The following is a 17,317-nucleotide window of genomic DNA, read 5'->3' as shown; positions in this document are numbered from 1 at the left end:
TGCGGCCGATCCATAAAAGCGATTTGGCGCCCCCGAACGGGCACCAAGGTTAGGTACCGGACTTGATCTTGGTCCAACTCCGGGTGATTAGACGCTGTACCGAGCGGGGATGTGCTTCCTGCACATAGAGTCGCTCCAGCACGGCCTGAGGGGGATAAACCTCCTCATTGTTGCGCACCGCCTCATCCATAAACTCGCCCGCCCTTGAGTTGGGATTCGCGTAGCCCACATAGTCGCTGACCTTGGCGATCACTTCGGGCTGCAGGACGTAGTTGATGAGAGCGTGCGCCTCTTTGACATTGGTGGCATCGGATGGGATCGCCATCATGTCGAACCAGAGATTGCCCCCCTCTTTCGGAATGCTGTAGGCAATTTTCACCCCCTTGCCAGCTTCATCGGCGCGGGCTGCGGCTTGCAGGATGTCGCCGGAAAAACCGGCCGCCACGCAGATATCGCCATTGGCGAGATCGCCGATGTATTTGGAGGAGTGGAAGTAGGCCACATAGGGCCGCACCTTGAGCAGCAGCGCCTCGGCCTGCTTGATATCCCCCGTCGCATGACTGTTGGGATCGAGCCCGAGGTAGTTGAGGGCAGCAGGGATCATCTCGTCGGCAGAGTCGAGGAAGGCGACGCCGCAGCGAGAGAGTTTCGCCATGTTTTCCGGTTCGAAGATGGTGGCCCAGGAGTCAATCTTGTCGACCCCCAGCACCGCCTTGATTTTGTCGACGTTGTAGCCGATGCCGTTGGTCCCCCACAGATAGGGCACCGCGTACTGATGACCCGGATCCACCTTGTCGAGCTGCTTGAGCAGCACGGGATCCAGGTTGGCCAGATTGGGCAGCAGGGATTTGTCCAGTTTCTGGAAGGCTCCCGCCTTGATCTGCTTGGCCAGGAAATTATTGGAGGGCACCACCAAATCGTAACCGGTCCGCCCCGTCAGCAACTTGCCTTCCAGGGTCTCGTTGGAGTCAAACACGTCATAGACTGTCTTGATCCCGGTCGCCTGCTGGAAATCGCTGAGGGTGGTCTCGCCGATATAGTCAGACCAGTTGTAGAAGTGCAGCACAGGGGCAGCCTGGGCCACATTCGCCAATCCCATGGTCAGCGCTATGGTTAGCAATCTGGTTGTATTCACGGTGTCAGTTCTCCTGTTTCAGTGGTTGACCGTCTGCGCATCCATTCGCGCGGCCCATCCGGATGGATGGCATCACTACCCTCCCGGCCGAACTGCGGACCGGGAGGGGCATTCGTTACTTACTTGCCGGACTTGATCTTGGTCCAGCTGCGGGTCATCAGACGCTGCACCTTGGCCGGCAGATCCGGGAAGGTGTAGATCTTCTGCAGGGTCGCCGCATCGGGGTAGATACCCGGATCTGTGCGGATCGCCTCATCCACCAGCGGGGTCGCCGCCTTGTTGCCGTTCGGGAACTGCACCACGTTGGTGATATTGGCGATCACCTCGGGCTTCATCAGGTAGTTGATGAAGGTGTGGGCCGCCTCGACGTTCTTGGCATCTGCCGGAATGGCGATCATGTCAAAGAAGCTGCCTGCCCCCTCTTTCGGAATGGTGTAGGTGAGCGCGACGCCATTCTTGGCCTCGGCTGCCCGCGCCTTGGACTGCTGCAAGTCACCGGAGTAACCGACCGCTACGCAAAGGTTGCCGTTGGCCAGATCCGAGATGTACTTGGAGGAGTGGAAATAGGCGGTATAGGGACGGATGGAGAGGAACAGCTCCTCAGCCTTCTTCAGCTCGGCCGGTTTCTGGCTATCCGGTTTGAAGCCCAGATATTGCAGGGCAGCCGGCAGCATTTCGGTCGGTGAATCGAGGAAGGAGACGCCACACTCTTTCAACTTGGCCATGTTCTCCGGCTTGAACACCAGATCCCAGGAGTTGACCGGGGCATCGGCCCCCAGCACGGCTTTCACTTTCTCGGCGTTGTAGGCATAGCCGATGGTGCCCCACAGGTAGGGGATGGAGTACTGGTTGCCCGGATCGCTCGGCTCGAGCGCCTTGAGCAGGTCGACATCCATGTTTTGCCAGTTGGAGAGCTTGGACTTGTCCAGTTTCTGGAACACGCCCGCCTTGATCTGCTTGGCCAGGAAGGGGTTGGATGGCACCACGATATCGTAGCCCGAACTACCCGCCAGCAACTTGGCTTCCAGTACCTCGTTACTGTCGAACACGTCATAGACCACCTTGATCCCCGTCTCCTTCTGGAAGTTATCCAGGGTATCCGGCGCTATGTAGTCGCTCCAGTTGTAGACGTGCAGCACCTTCTCTTCAGCCATTGCTCCGGCACTTGCCATGACCAGAGCCACAGAGGCAGCGATCACTCCTGTTTTGAAAGACATCATCCTTGTCTCCTAAGCAAATTGTATGCGCATGCCAACCTGCCTGACCCACCTCAACCCTTCAGCTTTGCGGCTGTCAGATCCAGACTGCGCCTGGCCAGATCGACCAATTCATCAACCTGTTCCTCGGTGATGACCAAGGGGGGCGATATGATCATGGTATCCCCTACCGCCCTCATCACCAAGCCATTGTTAAAGCAGAACTCCCGGCAAGTCATCCCCGCATTTGCCTGAGCCGGGAAACGCCGGTTGGTCTGCTTGTCCTCAACGATTTCCAGCGCGGCGACCAATCCTTTGCCACGGGTTTCTCCCACCAGCGGATGATCGGCCAGCTCCGCCCAGCGGCGCTGCAAATAGGGGCCGATAGTATCATGCACTCGCTTAACTATGCTCTCTTTCTGCATAAGCTGGATATTGGCCACCGCCACGGCGCAAGAGACCGGATGACCCGAGTAGGTGAAGCCGTGGTTGAACTCCCCCCCCTCCTCCACCAACCCCTTGGCAACCCGGTCACTGACCATCACTGCGCCGAGCGGCAGATAACCGGAGGTGATCCCCTTGGCCAGACACATCAGGTCCGGCTTGATGCCAAACCCTTCGCTGGCAAACCAGTGGCCGGTGCGGCCAAAGCCGCAGATCACCTCGTCGGCGATGAGCAGAATGCCGTAGTGATCGCAGATGCGCTGGATCTCCGGCCAGTAGCTGTCAGGCGGAATGATGACGCCGCCCGCCCCCTGGATCGGCTCGCCGATAAAGGCAGCCACCTTGTCCACCCCCAGCTCCAGAATCTTCTGCTCCAGCTGACGGGCCCGCTCCAGCCCGAACTCGTGGGCGCTCATCCCCTGCCCCTCACCGAAGTGGTAGGGCTGATCGATGTGCACTATGCCGGGAATGGGCAGGCAGCCTTGGGCATGCATCCCCTTCATGCCACCTAGACTCGCCCCCGCCACGGTGGAGCCGTGATAGGCGTTATGGCGACTGATGATCACCTGTTTGTCAGGCTGACCCTTGCTGGCCCAGTAGTGGCGCACCATCCGCAGCACGGTGTCGTTGCACTCGGAGCCGGAACCGGTGAAGAAGACGTGGTTGAGATGGGCTGGCGTCACCTCGGCCAGCAGGGTCGCCAGCTCGATCACCGGCGGGTGAGCGGTCTGGAAGAAAAGGTTGTAATAGGGCAACTGCTGCATCTGGCGGGTGGCGGCATCCACCAGCTCCTGGCGGCCATAGCCCATATTGACGCACCACAGGCCCGCCATGCCGTCGAGAATGCGTTTGCCCTCGGAATCCTCCAGATAGACGCCGCTGGCTTTAGTAATGATGCGCGAGCCCTTCTTGTTCAGGGCCTGAAAGTCGGTAAAGGGGTGCAGGTGGTGGCTGGCATCCAGTTGTTGCCACTCACGGGTTGTCTGCTGCATTTGTTGCTCCTCGGTTCCTTCGATTTAGCAAGATTCAGTCGTCAAATAGTCAGGTGAGTCGGCACGTTCGCAGCCACAGTCACTCACGGCGTGTCTGCTGCATTCGTTACTCCCCTGCGCCTTCGATTTGGCAAGATTCAGTCGTTAATCAATCCAGGTGGCAGCGCTCTTTCGGCCACAACCACTCACAGGTGGCTGCCGCCACCTGACTCGCGTTCCGGTCTCTTCGATACAGGGATCGGGGAGGCCGACTCCGACCTCCCCGTTACAGGGGGATCAGACGTTCAGCAGCAGGAACTCCCGCTCCCAGCGACTGATCACCCCGAAGTAGGTCTCGTACTCTTTGCGTTTGACCGCAACAAAGGCGCGGGTGAAGCGCTCCCCCAGCATCTCCTTGATGGGCTCGCACTGTTCGAGATGGCTGAGCGCCTCTTCCAGCGAGCGGGGCAGGCTGTAGGGCAGGTCATAGGCGCTCGACTTCATCTCCGGCAGCGGCTCCAGCTTCTCCATCATGCCGAGATAGCCACAGGCCAGAGTGGCGGCCAGCGCCAGATAGGGGTTGGCATCGGCACCGGCGAAGCGGTTCTCCACCCGGCGGGCACTGGGATCGGAGAAGGGCACGCGCAGGCCGCAGGTGCGGTTTTCCACCCCCCACTGGACGTTGCGCGGCGCGCTCTCGCCAAAGGTGAGGCGGCGGTAGGAGTTGACGTTGGGGGCCAGCAGGGCTGTCACCGCCGGGGTGTATTTCTGCAAACCGGCGATGAAGTGCATGAACTGTTCGCTGTTGCCGCCGTTCGGGGTACCGAACAGGTTGTGGCCGTTCACATCTTCCAGACTCTGGTGGATGTGCATGGCCGACCCCGGTTCGTCGCTCATCGGCTTGGCCATGAAGGTGGCATAGATGCCGTGGCGGTGAGCGGCTTCACGCATGGTGCGCTTGAACAGGAACACCTGATCCGCCAGATCGATGGCATCACCATGCAGGAAGTTGATCTCCATCTGGGCGGCGCCCGACTCGTGGATCAGGGTGTCCACTTCCAGTTCCTGCGCCTCGCAGTAGTCATACATGTCTTCAAAGATGGGGTCGAACTCGTTGACCGCATCGATGCTGAACGACTGGCGGGCGGTCTCAGGGCGGCCGTTGCGACCGACCGGCGGCACCAGCGGATAGTCGGGGTCTTCGTTGCGGGTGACCAGATAGAATTCCAGCTCGGGCGCCACCACCGGCTTCCAGCCCTGCTTCTCGTAAAATGACAGAACCCGACGCAGCACGGAGCGCGGCGCGATGTCGATCAGCTTGCCGTTGACGTCGAAACAGTCGTGGATCACCTGTGCAGTGGGCTCCAGCGCCCAGGGGACAAAACGGATGGTGTTGGGGTCGGGATAGAGCTGCATGTCCCGCTCCAGCGGGTCGATCATGCTGTCGTCATCCGGATATTCGCCGGTCACCGTCTGGGTGAAAATCACCTCGGGCAGACGCATGCCCCCTTCGCGCAAAAACTTGTTGGCTGGGATGATCTTGCCCCGGGCGTTGCCGGTGAAATCCGGGAACAGGCACTCCACTTCCGTGATGCGATTGCTCTCCATCCAGCCTTTGATACTGTCCATGTTAAACCCCGACTTTACGGTTGCCATTGGCAAGGGTGTCTAATATATGGAACACCCTTGTTATAAAATTGTAATCAACATCACCATAAAAGCCCGCCATCAAGGGCAATGTCAAGCGGGCGTGTTTAAAAAACTACAAATAACGGCGTATATAATGACCAAGGCGGCACCAAATACTAAACACTCAAATCCGTACGAAGCCCACCCTTCTCATCGTTGCAAAGGCGATGCCAACAGAGGGTGAAGCAGGCGCCAGATCCCGACCAATCCCCCGCAGGAACGGACCATTTTTTTGCAAGGGCGCACAATCCTTATCCTATTTGCTTTGCTTGGCTGCATTTTTTTGGTACAAGGCCCGCCCTGATTTGCACTCTCTTGCATGAAACAGGTGCAAATCGGGATACAAGGGCTTGGTCTGTAGGCAGACAGCCCCCATAAACAGGGATAATTGGGTTAGTAAACTGACTGGTAGTTAATCGTATGTGTGATTTCATGACTGAAGACCAACTGGCCTTTTACAAGGGGCAGATCGAGCGACAGATCGTCGAGCTCGAAGAGCGCCTGAACTCCCAGGCCAGCCAGGCCATCGCCACCGACACCAACGAGATGGCTGATGAAATTGACCGTGCCAGTATCGAGGAAGCCCGCCGTCTGGAGCTGAACCGCATCGAGCACGACAAGCTGCACCTGCGCAAGCTGCGGGGCGCATTGAAGCGCATCAGCGAAGGGGATTTTGGTTACTGCGAATCTTGCGGTGACGAGATCTCCCTCAAGCGGCTGCATGCCCGTCCGGAATCCCGTTTCTGCGTCGAGTGCCAGAGCACCAAGGAATTTAACGATACCCACGTGTTCCGTCGCGTCGCCTGATTCTTCGAAGAACCGTCACCATTCTGGTGCAACAGACGCCAGCAAGGCAGGGCCCCGCGCTCAAACCTTGCACAACGCCTCGCAGCAAGATGGTGACAAGTTCTGTTAGACTCCGGACACCTTCCGGAATCTACAGGAGAACAGAGAGTGAAATGGCTCATCAAGCTGTGTTTGTGCCTGCCACTGCTGGCACAAGCACAGGTTCTGACGGTCAAGGTCCCCAGCCGTCCCGTCAACAATCTTGACCAGGAGTACCAGTACAAGCTGCTCGAACTGGCCCTGACCCGCTCCGGGCAACCCTTTCGCATCCAGCCTGTCGAACTCGACCTCAACCAGTTCACCCTCCAGCAGCAGCTGAGCAAGGGCAAGACCATCAACGTCTTCTGGATGGGCACCTCCAGCGCACTCGAATCCTCCCTGATTGCCGTCCCCATTCCGCTGTTTCGCGGGCTGGAAGGATTGCGGTTGTCGTTCATCCACGCGGACGCTCAGGAGAAGTTCAACCAGATCAATACCCTGGCCGACCTCAAACAGCTTAAGGCGGCGCAAGGGGTCGGTTGGGCCGATAACAAAATTCTGGAAAATGCGGGCATCCCGACCTTCTCCGGCCGATACAGCAGCCTGTTTCGCCTTATCAACGACGGCGACAAGATCGACTTCTTCCCGCGCGCCCTGGTGGAGATCTTCGCCGAGCGCAGCGAGCTGGTGGCGCAGTATCCCAACCTCGCTATCGAGCAGCATCTGCTGATCCGCTACCCCTTCGCCCAGTTCTTCTTCGTCAGCCCCGAATACCCCAAGCTGGCCAAGGCGATTCAGACCGGGCTGGAGCGGGCCTATGCCGATGGCAGCTTTATGAAGTTCTTCAATGACAACCCCAAGATCCGCGAAGCGCTCGCCAGCGCCAACCTCGATCAGCGGGTCACCATCGCCCTGCCCAATCCGGATATGACCCCGTTGCTAAAATCCATTCCGGCCCAATATTGGGAGTATCCACCGCAGGGATAAGCATCGCGAGCGCCTGACCACGAAGGTCAGGCAGCGAGAACACAGTGCGCCAGGGAGGTGCCATGAAGGGAATCCAGGAGTGGTTTGCGCAGTACGGCCAGAGCCATCGCCATCCGACAAACGTCGCCATCCACAAACTGGCGGTGCCGGGCATCTATCTCTGCTCGCTGGCGCTGCTCTGGTGTCTGCCACACGGGCCCTTGCCAGAGCCCCTCAACTGGGCGGCAGTGGCAGCCATTCCGGTGCTGCTGTTCTATTTGCAGCTGTCGTTTTCGCTGTTCGCGGGGATGGCCGGACTGACCGCGCTCGGGCTGGCCTTCTGCCACCAGTGGCAGGGGCCGCTGCTGTGGCCCTCGGTGGCAGCGTTCGTGCTGCTCTGGATAGCCCAGTTTGTCGGCCACAAGATCGAGGGCAAGCGCCCCTCCTTCCTCGCCGACCTGCAATTTCTGCTGATAGGCCCCGCCTGGGTGCTTGCCAGCCTCTATCGTCGCCTGGGCATTCCCTATTGAGGAATGCCGGGCCAACAGGAGAGACCATGACACATAACCACACGCGACATAACGCCCTGCGCCGCGCCCTGCCCCTGCTACTGGGGGCCCTGTTTGCCGGCCCGGCGCTGGCCGACAAGGCTGATACCGTCGGTGAAGTGAGCACCGCCTTCAAGCTGTTTGGCCCCAACCACAAGATCCTGGTGGAGGCGTTCGACGACCCGCGCATCGACGGCGTCGCCTGCTATCTGGCGCGCCCCAAGACAGGTGGTGTAAAAGGCGGGCTGGGACTGGCGGAAGATCCCTCCCACGCCTCCCTGTCGTGCCACCAGATCGGCCCCATCACCCTGCCCGAAAAGCTGAAAGCGGGGGAAGAGGTGTTCGATGTCAGCACCTCGCTGGTGTTCAAGGAGCAGAAAGTGGTGCGTTTTTACGACAAGAAACGCAATGCACTGGTTTACCTGACCTACAGCACCAAACTGGTGGATGGTTCGTACAAGAGTGCAGTCAGCGCCGTTCCCATTATGCCGTGGGGACAATAACCAGCCGGTTTGTCCGGTGATAGCTGACCCATTTTGTTGTAATTTGACGACACACACGCTGCGGAGCACATACCATGAAAGTCGCCGTATTCAGTACCAAGAGCTATGACAAAGAGCATTTCAACCAGGCCAACAGCCAGTACGGCTTCGACCTGGAGTTTTTCGATGTGCGGCTGGAGGCCAAAACGGCCCGACTGGCTCACGGCTTCCCGGTGGTGTGTCTGTTCGTCAATGACGATGCCGACCGCGAGGTATTGACCGAACTGGCTGCCAACGGCACCCAGGTGATCGCCCTGCGCTGCGCCGGTTACAACAACGTGGATCTGGCCGCCGCCAAAGAGCTGGGGCTGAAAGTGGTGCGGGTGCCCGCCTACTCCCCCGAGGCGACCGCAGAACACGCCGTCGGCATGATGATGTGCCTCAACCGCCGCATCCATAAGGCTTATCAGCGCACCCGCGACGCCAACTTCTCGCTGGAAGGGCTGGTCGGCTTCAACATGCATGGCAAGACGGTCGGCGTCATCGGCACCGGCAAGATCGGTCTGGCCGCCCTGCGCATCCTCAAGGGGTTCGGGGTTCGCCTGCTGGTCAACGATCCTTACCAGAATCCGGCAGCCATCGAGCTGGGAGCCGAGTATGTGGATCTCGATACCCTGTTCCGCCAATCCGATATCATCAGCCTGCACTGCCCGCTGTTCAAAGAGAACTACCACCTGTTGAACAAGGAGGCATTCGCCAAGATGAAGGACGGGGTGATGATCATCAACACCAGCCGTGGGGGCCTGCTCGACTCCAACGCCGCCATCGAGGCGCTCAAGACTTCCCGTATCGGCGCACTGGGGCTGGACGTCTACGAAGAGGAAGAGGATCTCTTCTTCTCCGACAAGTCCAACGAGGTGATCACCGATGACGTGTTCCGCCGTCTGTCCGCCTGCCACAACGTGCTGTTCACCGGCCATCAGGCATTCCTGACCCGCGAGGCGCTGCACGCCATCGCCGATACCACCCTCGGCAATATCCGCGCCATCGAGAGCCAGGGCCGCTGCGACAACGAAGTGGAATAAGGGCTCGCCCTCTCTTCGTCACGCGCCGGGTTGTGAGACCCGGCGCCTTCGGGTAGGCTACCCCCCCTTTTTTATTCAGGAGTCTGGCGCCCATGTTTATCGGATTTGATTACGGCACCTCCAACTGTGCCGTGGCCGTGATGGAACAAGGTAGCCCCAGGCTGCTGAATCTTGGTGCATCCCGCTATCTCCCCTCCACCCTGCATGCCCCCCACCGGGATGCTATCGCCGGTCTGTTGGCCGAAGGGCTGGCCCCCGCCCAGCAGGCGGAGTACCTCAAGCTGCGTGGCCCCGTGGTCACCCGTGCCCAGATGGTTCGCCGCCAGATGCGCGAAGAGGGACTGATCGACGAGCTGAGCTTTGGCGGCGCTGCACTGGAGCGCTATCTGGAAGAGCCGGACGACGGCTACTACATCAAATCGCCGAAATCCTTCCTCGGTGCCTATGGCCTCAAGGCCCCCCAGATCGCCCTGTTTGAAGACATTGTCTGCGCCATGATGCTCCATGTCCGCCAACAGGCGGAGCAGCAGCTCGGCGCCCCTATCCGCCAGGCGGTGATCGGTCGACCGGTCAACTTCCAGGGGCTGGCGGGGGAAGAGAGCAACCAGCAAGCTATCGCCATCCTGACCGAGGCGGCCCGTCTGGCCGGTTTCGAGCAGGTGGAGTTCCTCTACGAGCCGGTGGCCGCCGGGTTTGAATTCGAGGCGCGCCTCACCGAAGACGCCGTGGTACTGGTGGTGGATATCGGCGGCGGTACCACCGACTGCTCCATGCTGCGGATGGGCCCGAGCTACCGCGATCAGCTGGATCGCAGCAGCGATCTGCTTGGCCACAGCGGCCAGCGGATCGGCGGCAACGACTTCGACATCCGCCTGACGGTGGAAGGGATGATGCCGCTGCTCGGCATGCACGAGACCCTCAAGACCGGCAAGCCGCTGCCCCACCCGCTGTTCTGGGATGCGGCCGCCATCAATGACGTCAGCGCCCAGAGCCGCTTCTACAGCCTCGACACCGCCCGCCAGCTGCAGGATCTGCAGCTCGACAGCCAGCCCGGCAGCAAGCTGGGGCGTCTGGCCAACCTGCGGGCACACAAGCTGAGCCACCAGCTGGTATGGCGTGCCGAGCAGGGCAAAATCGCCCTCTCGGAGCAGGAACTCAATCGCCAGTCGCTGGCCGAGCTGGAAAAAGGGCTGGAAGCGGAACTGACCCGCGAACAGCTGGCCAACGCCTCGGCCCTGCTGCTGGAGAAGATTGGCGAGCTGATGGACGAAGCAATTGCCGCCGCCAGTGTGCAGCCGGATCGCATCTTCGTCACCGGTGGTAGCGCCCGCTCGCCGCTGATCGCCAGCTTTATCCGCCAGAAGCTCCCCTCCATCCCGCTTGAGGGTGGCGATGACTTCGGCTCGGTGGCCGCCGGTCTCGCCCGTTATGCCGAGCGCCTATTCACCAACTGATCCCTGAGATAGCGTAAATTGATGGCAACATCACCCGTGTGTTGCCATTAAGCGACAGTCGTGCGGGACAAGGGGCGACAGAAGCGGTCGGTCGTCCCCTCTCCCGCCCTGCTCCCGACTGCCCAAAAAGGGTATTCTTGACGCTCCCCCAACCGGAGCCGCCTCATGCCCAGATTGCCCTTTTTGCTGATCCCCCTGTTACTGCTCGCTGGCTGCAGCTCGACCGCCTTTGTTCAGCAAGATCTGCAACACCACCACTGGGTACTGAGCAAACTGGATGGCGAACCGATCAAGGCCCCCCGCGACAATCCCCCCGATTTCGAGATCGGCGAGCACTTCACCGTCAACGGCATCGCCGGTTGCAACCGCTACTTCGGTCAGGGCCATCTGGAAGATGACAAGCTGTGGGTCACCAGTCTGGGCAGCACCGAAATGGCCTGCATGCCGCCGCTCGACACTATCGAACAGGCTGTACTGACCACCCTTACCGAGGGGGCGACCTTGAGCGGCACCAGTCAGAACCTGATCCTGCAGGGCAAACAGCACCGTTTGGAATACACCTTGCGCGACTGGGTGTTCTAGCGCTCACAAAGCCGCATCACAAACAGGAACATGTTGTCCGGCTGTGGCACAATATGAGGCAGAGTTCGCAATGGAGGCTGCCTCAGCCATGTCGATGGATCGCCTGTTTGACAAGATCAAACAACTCCCCACTATTCCCAAGCTGCTGCACGAGTTGATGCAGAGCTTCAACGACGAGAATGCCCGCATCGACGAGATTGCGGCCAAGATCGCCATGGATCAGGTGATCAGCGTCAAGGTGCTGCGGATGGCCAACTCGGCCGCCCTGCGCCGGGGCAACGAAGTGACCTCCATCGAACAGGCGGTGATCCGGCTCGGCTTCAACCGGCTGCGCTCCGTGGTGGTCGCCTCCGGCATCATCGGTACCTTCAAGGCCCCGCCCAGCTTCGACAAGAACAAGTTCTGGACCGAGACCTTCCAGGTCGCCACCATCGCCAAGACCCTGGCGCAGGAGGCCAAGGTGATGGATCCCGAGACCGCCTTTACCTGCGCCCTGATCCACAACATCGGCGAACTGCTTATCCAGAGCACCTTGCCGGAAGAGGCTGAGCTCATCAACATGGCGATCCAGAACGGCAGCAGCCGGGTCGAGGCCCAGCGGGAGATGCTGGGCTACGACTATGCCCAGCTTGGTGCCGAGCTGGCGCGGCGCTGGAACCTCTCCGAGGCCTTCGTCGATGCCATCTCCCAACAGCTTGACCCGCTCTCCCACGATCCGGTCAGCAAGGAGGCGGTGCTGATCCGCCTCGCCGTGTTTATCTCCTTCGCCTGGAACGCGGGCGTGCCTGCCCAGGCCATCATCGCCCGCTTCCCCAAACCGCTCGCCGACCAGTTGGGACTGGATCCCAAGTCGCTGGCAGGCCAGCTCGAAACACTGCATGAACAGGGTAATGCCCTCGCCGATCTTCTGACTCAATAAGCATCATGACCCATCCGTTTCTGTTTCATCCCCAGGTGGCGCCCTGGTTCAAAGAGAGCGCCGACGCACTGCAATTGACCCTCTTTAGCGAGCTGGATGCGCCGATCCGCGAGGTGTGGCTGCGCCACGAGCCGGATAACGAGGAGTACCTGATCCCGATGACGGCAGTCTCCACCCGCGATCGGCTGCAGGTATGGCAGGCGACTCTGCCGCTCATCAAGGGACAAGATATCCACCTCTACAGCTTCAAGTGCCTCACCGACGAGGAGCAGTGGTGGCTGCACGGGGCGGGCGTCAGCGCGTCCATGCCGCCACGGGAGCAGCATTTTCGCTTCAACAGCCTGCACCAGCCACCGGCCTGGGTGCAGGATCAGGTGTTCTACCAGATTTTCCCCGACCGCTTCTGCAACGGCGATCCGTCGCTGAGCGTCAAGCATCACGAGTACGAGTACCGCGGCAAAGCGGTGATCAGCAAAGCGTGGGGCGAGCCGGTCAGCCGTCATGAAGAGGGCCACGGCGCCTGCGAATTTTACGGCGGCGATCTGGCGGGGATCGATGCCAAGCTGCACTATCTGCAATCTCTCGGGGTGACGGCGCTCTACCTCAACCCCATCTTCGATTCACCGAGCAACCACAAGTACGACACTCAGGACTACTTCAAGGTCGATGCCCACCTCGGCAGCAACGAGCAGTTCGCCGAGCTGACCCGCAACCTGCACCAGCGTGGCATGAAGATCATCCTCGATGCGGTGGTCAACCACACCTCTACCGAGCACCCCTGGTTCTGCCCGCCACTGGGGGCCCAGAGCAACCCGGACTCCCCGTGGCGCAGCTTCTACACCTTTGACAAAGAAGGGGATTACGTCAGCTGGAAGGGCATTCGCAGCCTACCCAAGCTCGACTTCTCCTGCGAGAAGGTACAGGACGCCGTCTATCGGGCCGACGACGCCATCCTCCGTTACTGGATGCGCGCCCCCTACCAGATCGATGGCTGGCGCTTTGACGTCATCCACATGCTGGGCGAGCGCGGCACCGCCGAGGGCAACCGCAGCCATGTACGCGCCATTCGCGGGGCAGTGAAGCAGGAGAACCCGGACGCCTATGTGCTCGGCGAACACTTCTTCGAGGCGAGCCAGTGGCTGCAAGGGGATCAGGAGGATGGTGCCATGAATTACTACGGCTTCGCCCACCCGATCCGCGCCTTCCTCGCGGGGCAGGATATCGCTTACCACCCCATCAAGATCAGCGCCGAAGAGCTGGATCGCTGGCTCAAACTGGCGCGGGCTCACATCCCGTTCAAGAACCAGCTGACCCAGTTCAACCTGCTGGACAGCCACGACACTGCACGCTTCCTCCACCTGCTGGGCGAAGACAAGCAGCGGATGCGCCTCGCGGCCACCCTGCTGCTCACCTATATCGGCGTGCCGTCCATCTACTACGGCGATGAAGTGGGGCTCTCTGGCGGCAACGACCCGGACTGTCGCCGCTGCTTCCCGTGGGATACCACAGACTGGGATCACGTGCTGCACGACCACTATCGCCGGCTGATCCAGATCCGCCGTCAGCGCCCCTCCCTGCGCCGTGGCGATATCCAGACCCTCTACGCCGGGCCCCACAGCTATGTGTTCGCCCGTACCCTGCAAAGCGATCAGGTGGTAGTGGCTTGCAACCGCCACCCGAGCGAGCCGCGCACCATCAGCTTGCCCCTGTGGCAGACCGCCAGCCCTGCCAGCCGCTTCACCGACGCCTTCAACGGTGAGAAGTTTGAAGTGGTGCAGGGCGAGGTGCAGCTCACCATCCCCGCCAACTCGGCCCGGGTGCTGATCTCCAGCTGAGCGGGCAACTTACGCGCTGAAAAGCAAAACCGGAGCCCAAGGCTCCGGTTTTTTATTCCGTTCAATCCACCATGACGTCTGGCCGCTAACCAGCCGCCATCAGTAATTGATGCTGACGTAGGGCACTTCCGGCACCTGCCAGCGCTGCTTGAGGTAGACGGTGAGCACGAAGAAGAAGTTGGCCAGCAGGTTGGCGAAGCGATAGAGAATGGGATCGAAGGCCACCTCGCTCTCTTCCAGCCGGACCAGCAGCCGCACCACCTTCTTGCTACCGCAGCGGCACAGATGGAGGGTGGGAATGGGCTGTGGCCCCTGTGGCAGCACAAAACCGGTGACGCTGCCGCGACTCGCCTCGTTGTAGTGGTCGTAACGGGCCTTGAGCCACTCAAGATCTGCATTGAAGATCCCCAGCTTGCCGCGCACCGAGCCGTTGAGGTTGTAGATAAGCCGCTGCAACGCCGCGAGATCCGCCAGCATGGGCTCGGTATCGGCATCCGGCGCAAGGTGTGACAGCACGGCCCCGACCTGACAGCAGAGCTCGTCGGTGGCGATTTCAAAATCACATTTGAACGAGGTTTCGAAGATAAAGGGGTAGCAGAGCTCGCGCTTGTCTCTTGGCTTCTTGGGGTTCATGGGGCAACCGGATTGGAGAAAAGGCCAGTTTGCCAGCCCCGGGAAGGGCTGGCAAACGGCAGGTCATTACTTGCGTTACGCACTGTGGCTCAGGCGTTCTTACTGGCGGGCTCGGTGGAGGGCTGGAACTGGTTGATCATCCGCAGCGCCTCCAGCATCCGCTGGTTGAAGCTGGTGAAGCGATCGACCTGCGCCGGTTCCCCTTCCCCTCTCGCGGCCAGCACGGCCGGGGTCAACGCCTGTTGTTGGGCTGGGGGCAGCAGGCTATCCGCCTGTTTCTGCACCTGATCCAGCTTGGGCAGGTAGTCGGCAAACGGCTTGATCAGATCCTGCAGGGAGTGCGCCCCCTGATAGGTCTGGCTCAGCTTGACGCTCTGCTTGAGCTTGAGAGAGTAGGAGGCCAGCTGGCTGTCATCCAGTTTCAGCTCGCCCGCCTTGTCCAGCAGATCCTCGAAGTTGCCGGAGAAGAAGTTCCCCGCCAGCTCATCGATTCCCTTGACCAGCTTGCCGATGGACTCCATCTCGTCGCTGCTGAGGTCCCCCTCCAGCGAGAAGCTGAAGCTCTGGCTCGACTTGAGGCTGAACTGGCTGCCGCTCTCGCTGGTCTGGGACTTGGTCTGCCAGCTGTCGTTGAAGCGCAGCACCACCTTGTCGCCATCCTTGGTCTGGATCTCCAGATACCCCTGCTGGCGGCTGGCCATCTCGGCCTGCCCCATGTCGGTCGGAGAAACCTTGCCGAAGAACTCCTTCTCGAACTCCTCGAGCCCTTTCTGGATCAGCTTGTAGCTCTGATCGATACCGGTTTTGATGTCGTCGTTGTCGGTCGCCCACTTGCCGAGCTGCTTCTTCGCCTCGTCAAAGCCCTTGTCGACCCCCTTGCGGGCCTGCTCCATCATCCCGGTCAGGTCGTCGTCAGATTTGCCATCAGCCCGTGCGGCGCCAAGCCGCCCGGTCACAAACTGCAGCACGTTGTCAGCCACCGACTGGAAGTCGAACAGGGTCTCCGGCGTGATCTCCTCGGGCTCTTTCACCTTCGGCGCCTGATAGCCTTGGCCGTTGATCTCCAGCGAGAACTGCAATGCCTGCTGGATCAAAACCTGCGCCCACTTGGGCGGCTTGTGCAAGGAGACAGCCTCCTCGCTCTTGACCTGTTTCTGCTCCGCCTGTTGGGGCGATTTGGGAGAAACACCCACTCCCTTGGGTTGGGCTGCGCCCACGCCTTCGATCTGCATAATGTGTCCTCCCACCATGCCTGTAGATCAGCTATCGGCCTGACTGAACACTTCTTGACCACAAAATGCTGGACAATCTGCGGCTGGCTTTTAAAATCGGGCCCCTTTGGGTGGCCTGTTGCCTTCCCCCGATTTCGACCCGGCCCGGCCGGTGTGCATGTGAGGTATTTATGACCCAATCCCAACAGCCTTCCGCGAACGCTCCGGCGCCTAGAACCGCGGCCGACTATCAGGCCCAACTCGACGAAAAGCGCGCTCGCCTCACCGAGCTGTTTGCCGGCTTCACCCTCCCGGCACTGGAAGTGCACAGCTCACCGGCGGAGTACTACCGGATGCGCGCCGAATTTCGCATCTGGCACGAAGGGGATGACCTCTTCCACTGCATGTATGCCCCGGCGACCAAAGAGATCATCAAGATAGACCACTTCCCTACCGCCAGCCGCCTCATCAACCAGTTGATGCCGCTGCTGCTGGAGGGGCTGCGCCCACACCCGGTGCTGCGCCGCAAGCTGTTCCAGATCGACTACCTCTCCACCCAGTCCGGCCAGATCATTGTCAGCCTGCTCTATCACCGCAAGCTGGAGGCCGAGTGGCAACAGGCCGCCGAAGCGCTGCAGGCAGATCTGCGTGCCAAGGGGTTCGAGCTACAGCTGATTGGCCGCGCCCACAAGCAGAAGATCTGTCTGGGGGATGACTTCGTCATCGAACAGCTCAACGTGGCGGGTCGCCAGCTAACTTACAAGCAGGTGGAGAACAGCTTCACCCAGCCCAACGCCGCCATCAACGAGCAGATGCTGGCCTGGGCGCTGGATGTGACCAAGGGGAGCGAAGGGGACCTGCTGGAGCTCTATTGCGGCAACGGCAACTTCTCCATCGCGCTGGCGCAGAACTTCCGCAAGGTGCTGGCCACCGAAATCGCCAAGCCGAGCGTCGACTCCGCCCAGTTCAACATCGCCGCCAACGGCGTCGACAACCTGATCATCCTGCGCATGTCGGCAGAGGAGTTCACCATGGCGATGCGTGGCGAGCGGGAGTTCAACCGCCTCAAGGGGGTCGATCTCAAGAGCTACCAGTGCAACACCATCTTCGTTGACCCGCCCCGCGCCGGTCTCGACGATGCCACCGTCAAGCTGGTGCAGGAGTACGACAACATCCTCTATATCTCCTGCAACCCCGAGACTCTGCAGGCCAACATGGCGGTACTGGGCGAAACCCACGAGATCGCCCGTTTCGCCCTGTTCGACCAGTTCCCCTGGACCCATCACATGGAAGCCGGGGTCTATCTGCGCCGCAAGGCCGGTTGATTCAGGCAGACAGGAAA

The 17,317-nt window shown here is 60.5% G+C and carries 16 protein-coding genes; 10 read left to right on the top strand and 6 right to left on the bottom strand.

Annotation, left to right across the window (positions count from 1 at the left end; all coding sequences use genetic code 11):
* Nucleotides 1–49: 49 nt before the first annotated feature.
* From I6L41_RS17330 to I6L41_RS17315, 4 genes are all read right to left on the bottom strand, one after another.
* Nucleotides 50–1,135, bottom strand: coding sequence for a polyamine ABC transporter substrate-binding protein (locus I6L41_RS17330; RefSeq protein ID WP_005355476.1), 1,086 nt, complete (start codon nt 1,133–1,135; stop codon nt 50–52).
* A gap of 119 nt (nt 1,136–1,254) precedes the next feature.
* Entirely contained in the window at nt 1,255–2,352 is a 1,098-nt protein-coding gene (locus I6L41_RS17325) for an extracellular solute-binding protein (RefSeq protein WP_005340709.1), read from the bottom strand.
* A 53-nt stretch (nt 2,353–2,405) separates the two neighbouring features.
* On the bottom strand, nt 2,406–3,767 hold the full coding sequence (locus I6L41_RS17320; RefSeq protein WP_115521507.1) for an aspartate aminotransferase family protein: 1,362 nt from the start codon (nt 3,765–3,767) through the stop codon (nt 2,406–2,408).
* A gap of 276 nt (nt 3,768–4,043) precedes the next feature.
* On the bottom strand, nt 4,044–5,375 hold the full coding sequence (locus I6L41_RS17315; protein ID WP_013723370.1) for a glutamine synthetase family protein: 1,332 nt from the start codon (nt 5,373–5,375) through the stop codon (nt 4,044–4,046).
* 480 nt (nt 5,376–5,855) lie between these two features.
* Between I6L41_RS17315 and I6L41_RS17310 the strand changes: the two genes are divergently transcribed.
* The 9 genes from I6L41_RS17310 (at nt 5,856) to malZ (ending at nt 14,131) form a co-directional block, all read left to right on the top strand.
* Complete coding sequence (locus I6L41_RS17310; protein ID WP_005356952.1) at nt 5,856–6,242, top strand: TraR/DksA C4-type zinc finger protein; 387 nt, start codon at nt 5,856–5,858, stop codon at nt 6,240–6,242.
* 147 nt (nt 6,243–6,389) lie between these two features.
* Nucleotides 6,390–7,247, top strand: coding sequence for a hypothetical protein (locus I6L41_RS17305; RefSeq protein ID WP_042081792.1), 858 nt, complete (start codon nt 6,390–6,392; stop codon nt 7,245–7,247).
* Between the two features lie 62 nt (nt 7,248–7,309).
* Complete coding sequence (locus I6L41_RS17300) at nt 7,310–7,756, top strand: DUF962 domain-containing protein (protein WP_216949964.1); 447 nt, start codon at nt 7,310–7,312, stop codon at nt 7,754–7,756.
* A gap of 26 nt (nt 7,757–7,782) precedes the next feature.
* Nucleotides 7,783–8,277 carry a CreA family protein gene (locus I6L41_RS17295; protein ID WP_047436441.1) on the top strand — a complete coding sequence of 165 codons (495 nt, stop codon included), beginning with the start codon at nt 7,783–7,785 and terminating at the stop codon, nt 8,275–8,277.
* Between the two features lie 74 nt (nt 8,278–8,351).
* Nucleotides 8,352–9,341, top strand: a complete 990-nt coding sequence (locus I6L41_RS17290; RefSeq protein ID WP_005340720.1) for a 2-hydroxyacid dehydrogenase — start codon at nt 8,352–8,354, stop codon at nt 9,339–9,341.
* 92 nt (nt 9,342–9,433) lie between these two features.
* On the top strand, nt 9,434–10,795 hold the full coding sequence (gene yegD / locus I6L41_RS17285) for a molecular chaperone (RefSeq protein WP_216960307.1): 1,362 nt from the start codon (nt 9,434–9,436) through the stop codon (nt 10,793–10,795).
* Nucleotides 10,796–10,960: 165 nt separating this feature from the next.
* Nucleotides 10,961–11,377, top strand: a complete 417-nt coding sequence (locus I6L41_RS17280) for an META domain-containing protein (protein WP_005340725.1) — start codon at nt 10,961–10,963, stop codon at nt 11,375–11,377.
* Nucleotides 11,378–11,447: 70 nt separating this feature from the next.
* Entirely contained in the window at nt 11,448–12,296 is an 849-nt protein-coding gene (locus I6L41_RS17275; protein ID WP_064341032.1) for an HDOD domain-containing protein, read from the top strand.
* Nucleotides 12,297–12,301: 5 nt separating this feature from the next.
* Entirely contained in the window at nt 12,302–14,131 is a 1,830-nt protein-coding gene (gene malZ / locus I6L41_RS17270) for a maltodextrin glucosidase (protein WP_216960304.1), read from the top strand.
* Nucleotides 14,132–14,230: 99 nt separating this feature from the next.
* Here malZ and I6L41_RS17265 read toward each other — a convergent pair whose 3' ends face one another.
* Both I6L41_RS17265 and I6L41_RS17260 read right to left on the bottom strand, forming a co-directional pair.
* A complete protein-coding gene (locus I6L41_RS17265) occupies nt 14,231–14,764 on the bottom strand; it encodes an ATP--cob(I)alamin adenosyltransferase (protein WP_216960301.1) in 534 nt (177 codons plus the stop codon).
* A gap of 89 nt (nt 14,765–14,853) precedes the next feature.
* A complete protein-coding gene (locus I6L41_RS17260) occupies nt 14,854–15,996 on the bottom strand; it encodes a DUF5610 domain-containing protein (RefSeq protein WP_216960299.1) in 1,143 nt (380 codons plus the stop codon).
* Between the two features lie 170 nt (nt 15,997–16,166).
* On the opposite strand from I6L41_RS17260, the gene trmA reads away from it, so the two are divergent.
* Complete coding sequence (gene trmA / locus I6L41_RS17255; protein ID WP_139735457.1) at nt 16,167–17,300, top strand: tRNA (uridine(54)-C5)-methyltransferase TrmA; 1,134 nt, start codon at nt 16,167–16,169, stop codon at nt 17,298–17,300.
* Nucleotides 17,301–17,317: the final 17 nt, after the last annotated feature.

This window comes from Aeromonas sp. FDAARGOS 1411 (assembly GCF_019047125.1).
Taxonomy (GTDB): domain Bacteria; phylum Pseudomonadota; class Gammaproteobacteria; order Enterobacterales; family Aeromonadaceae; genus Aeromonas; species Aeromonas veronii.
This window is presented reverse-complemented; position numbering and strand designations above follow the sequence as displayed.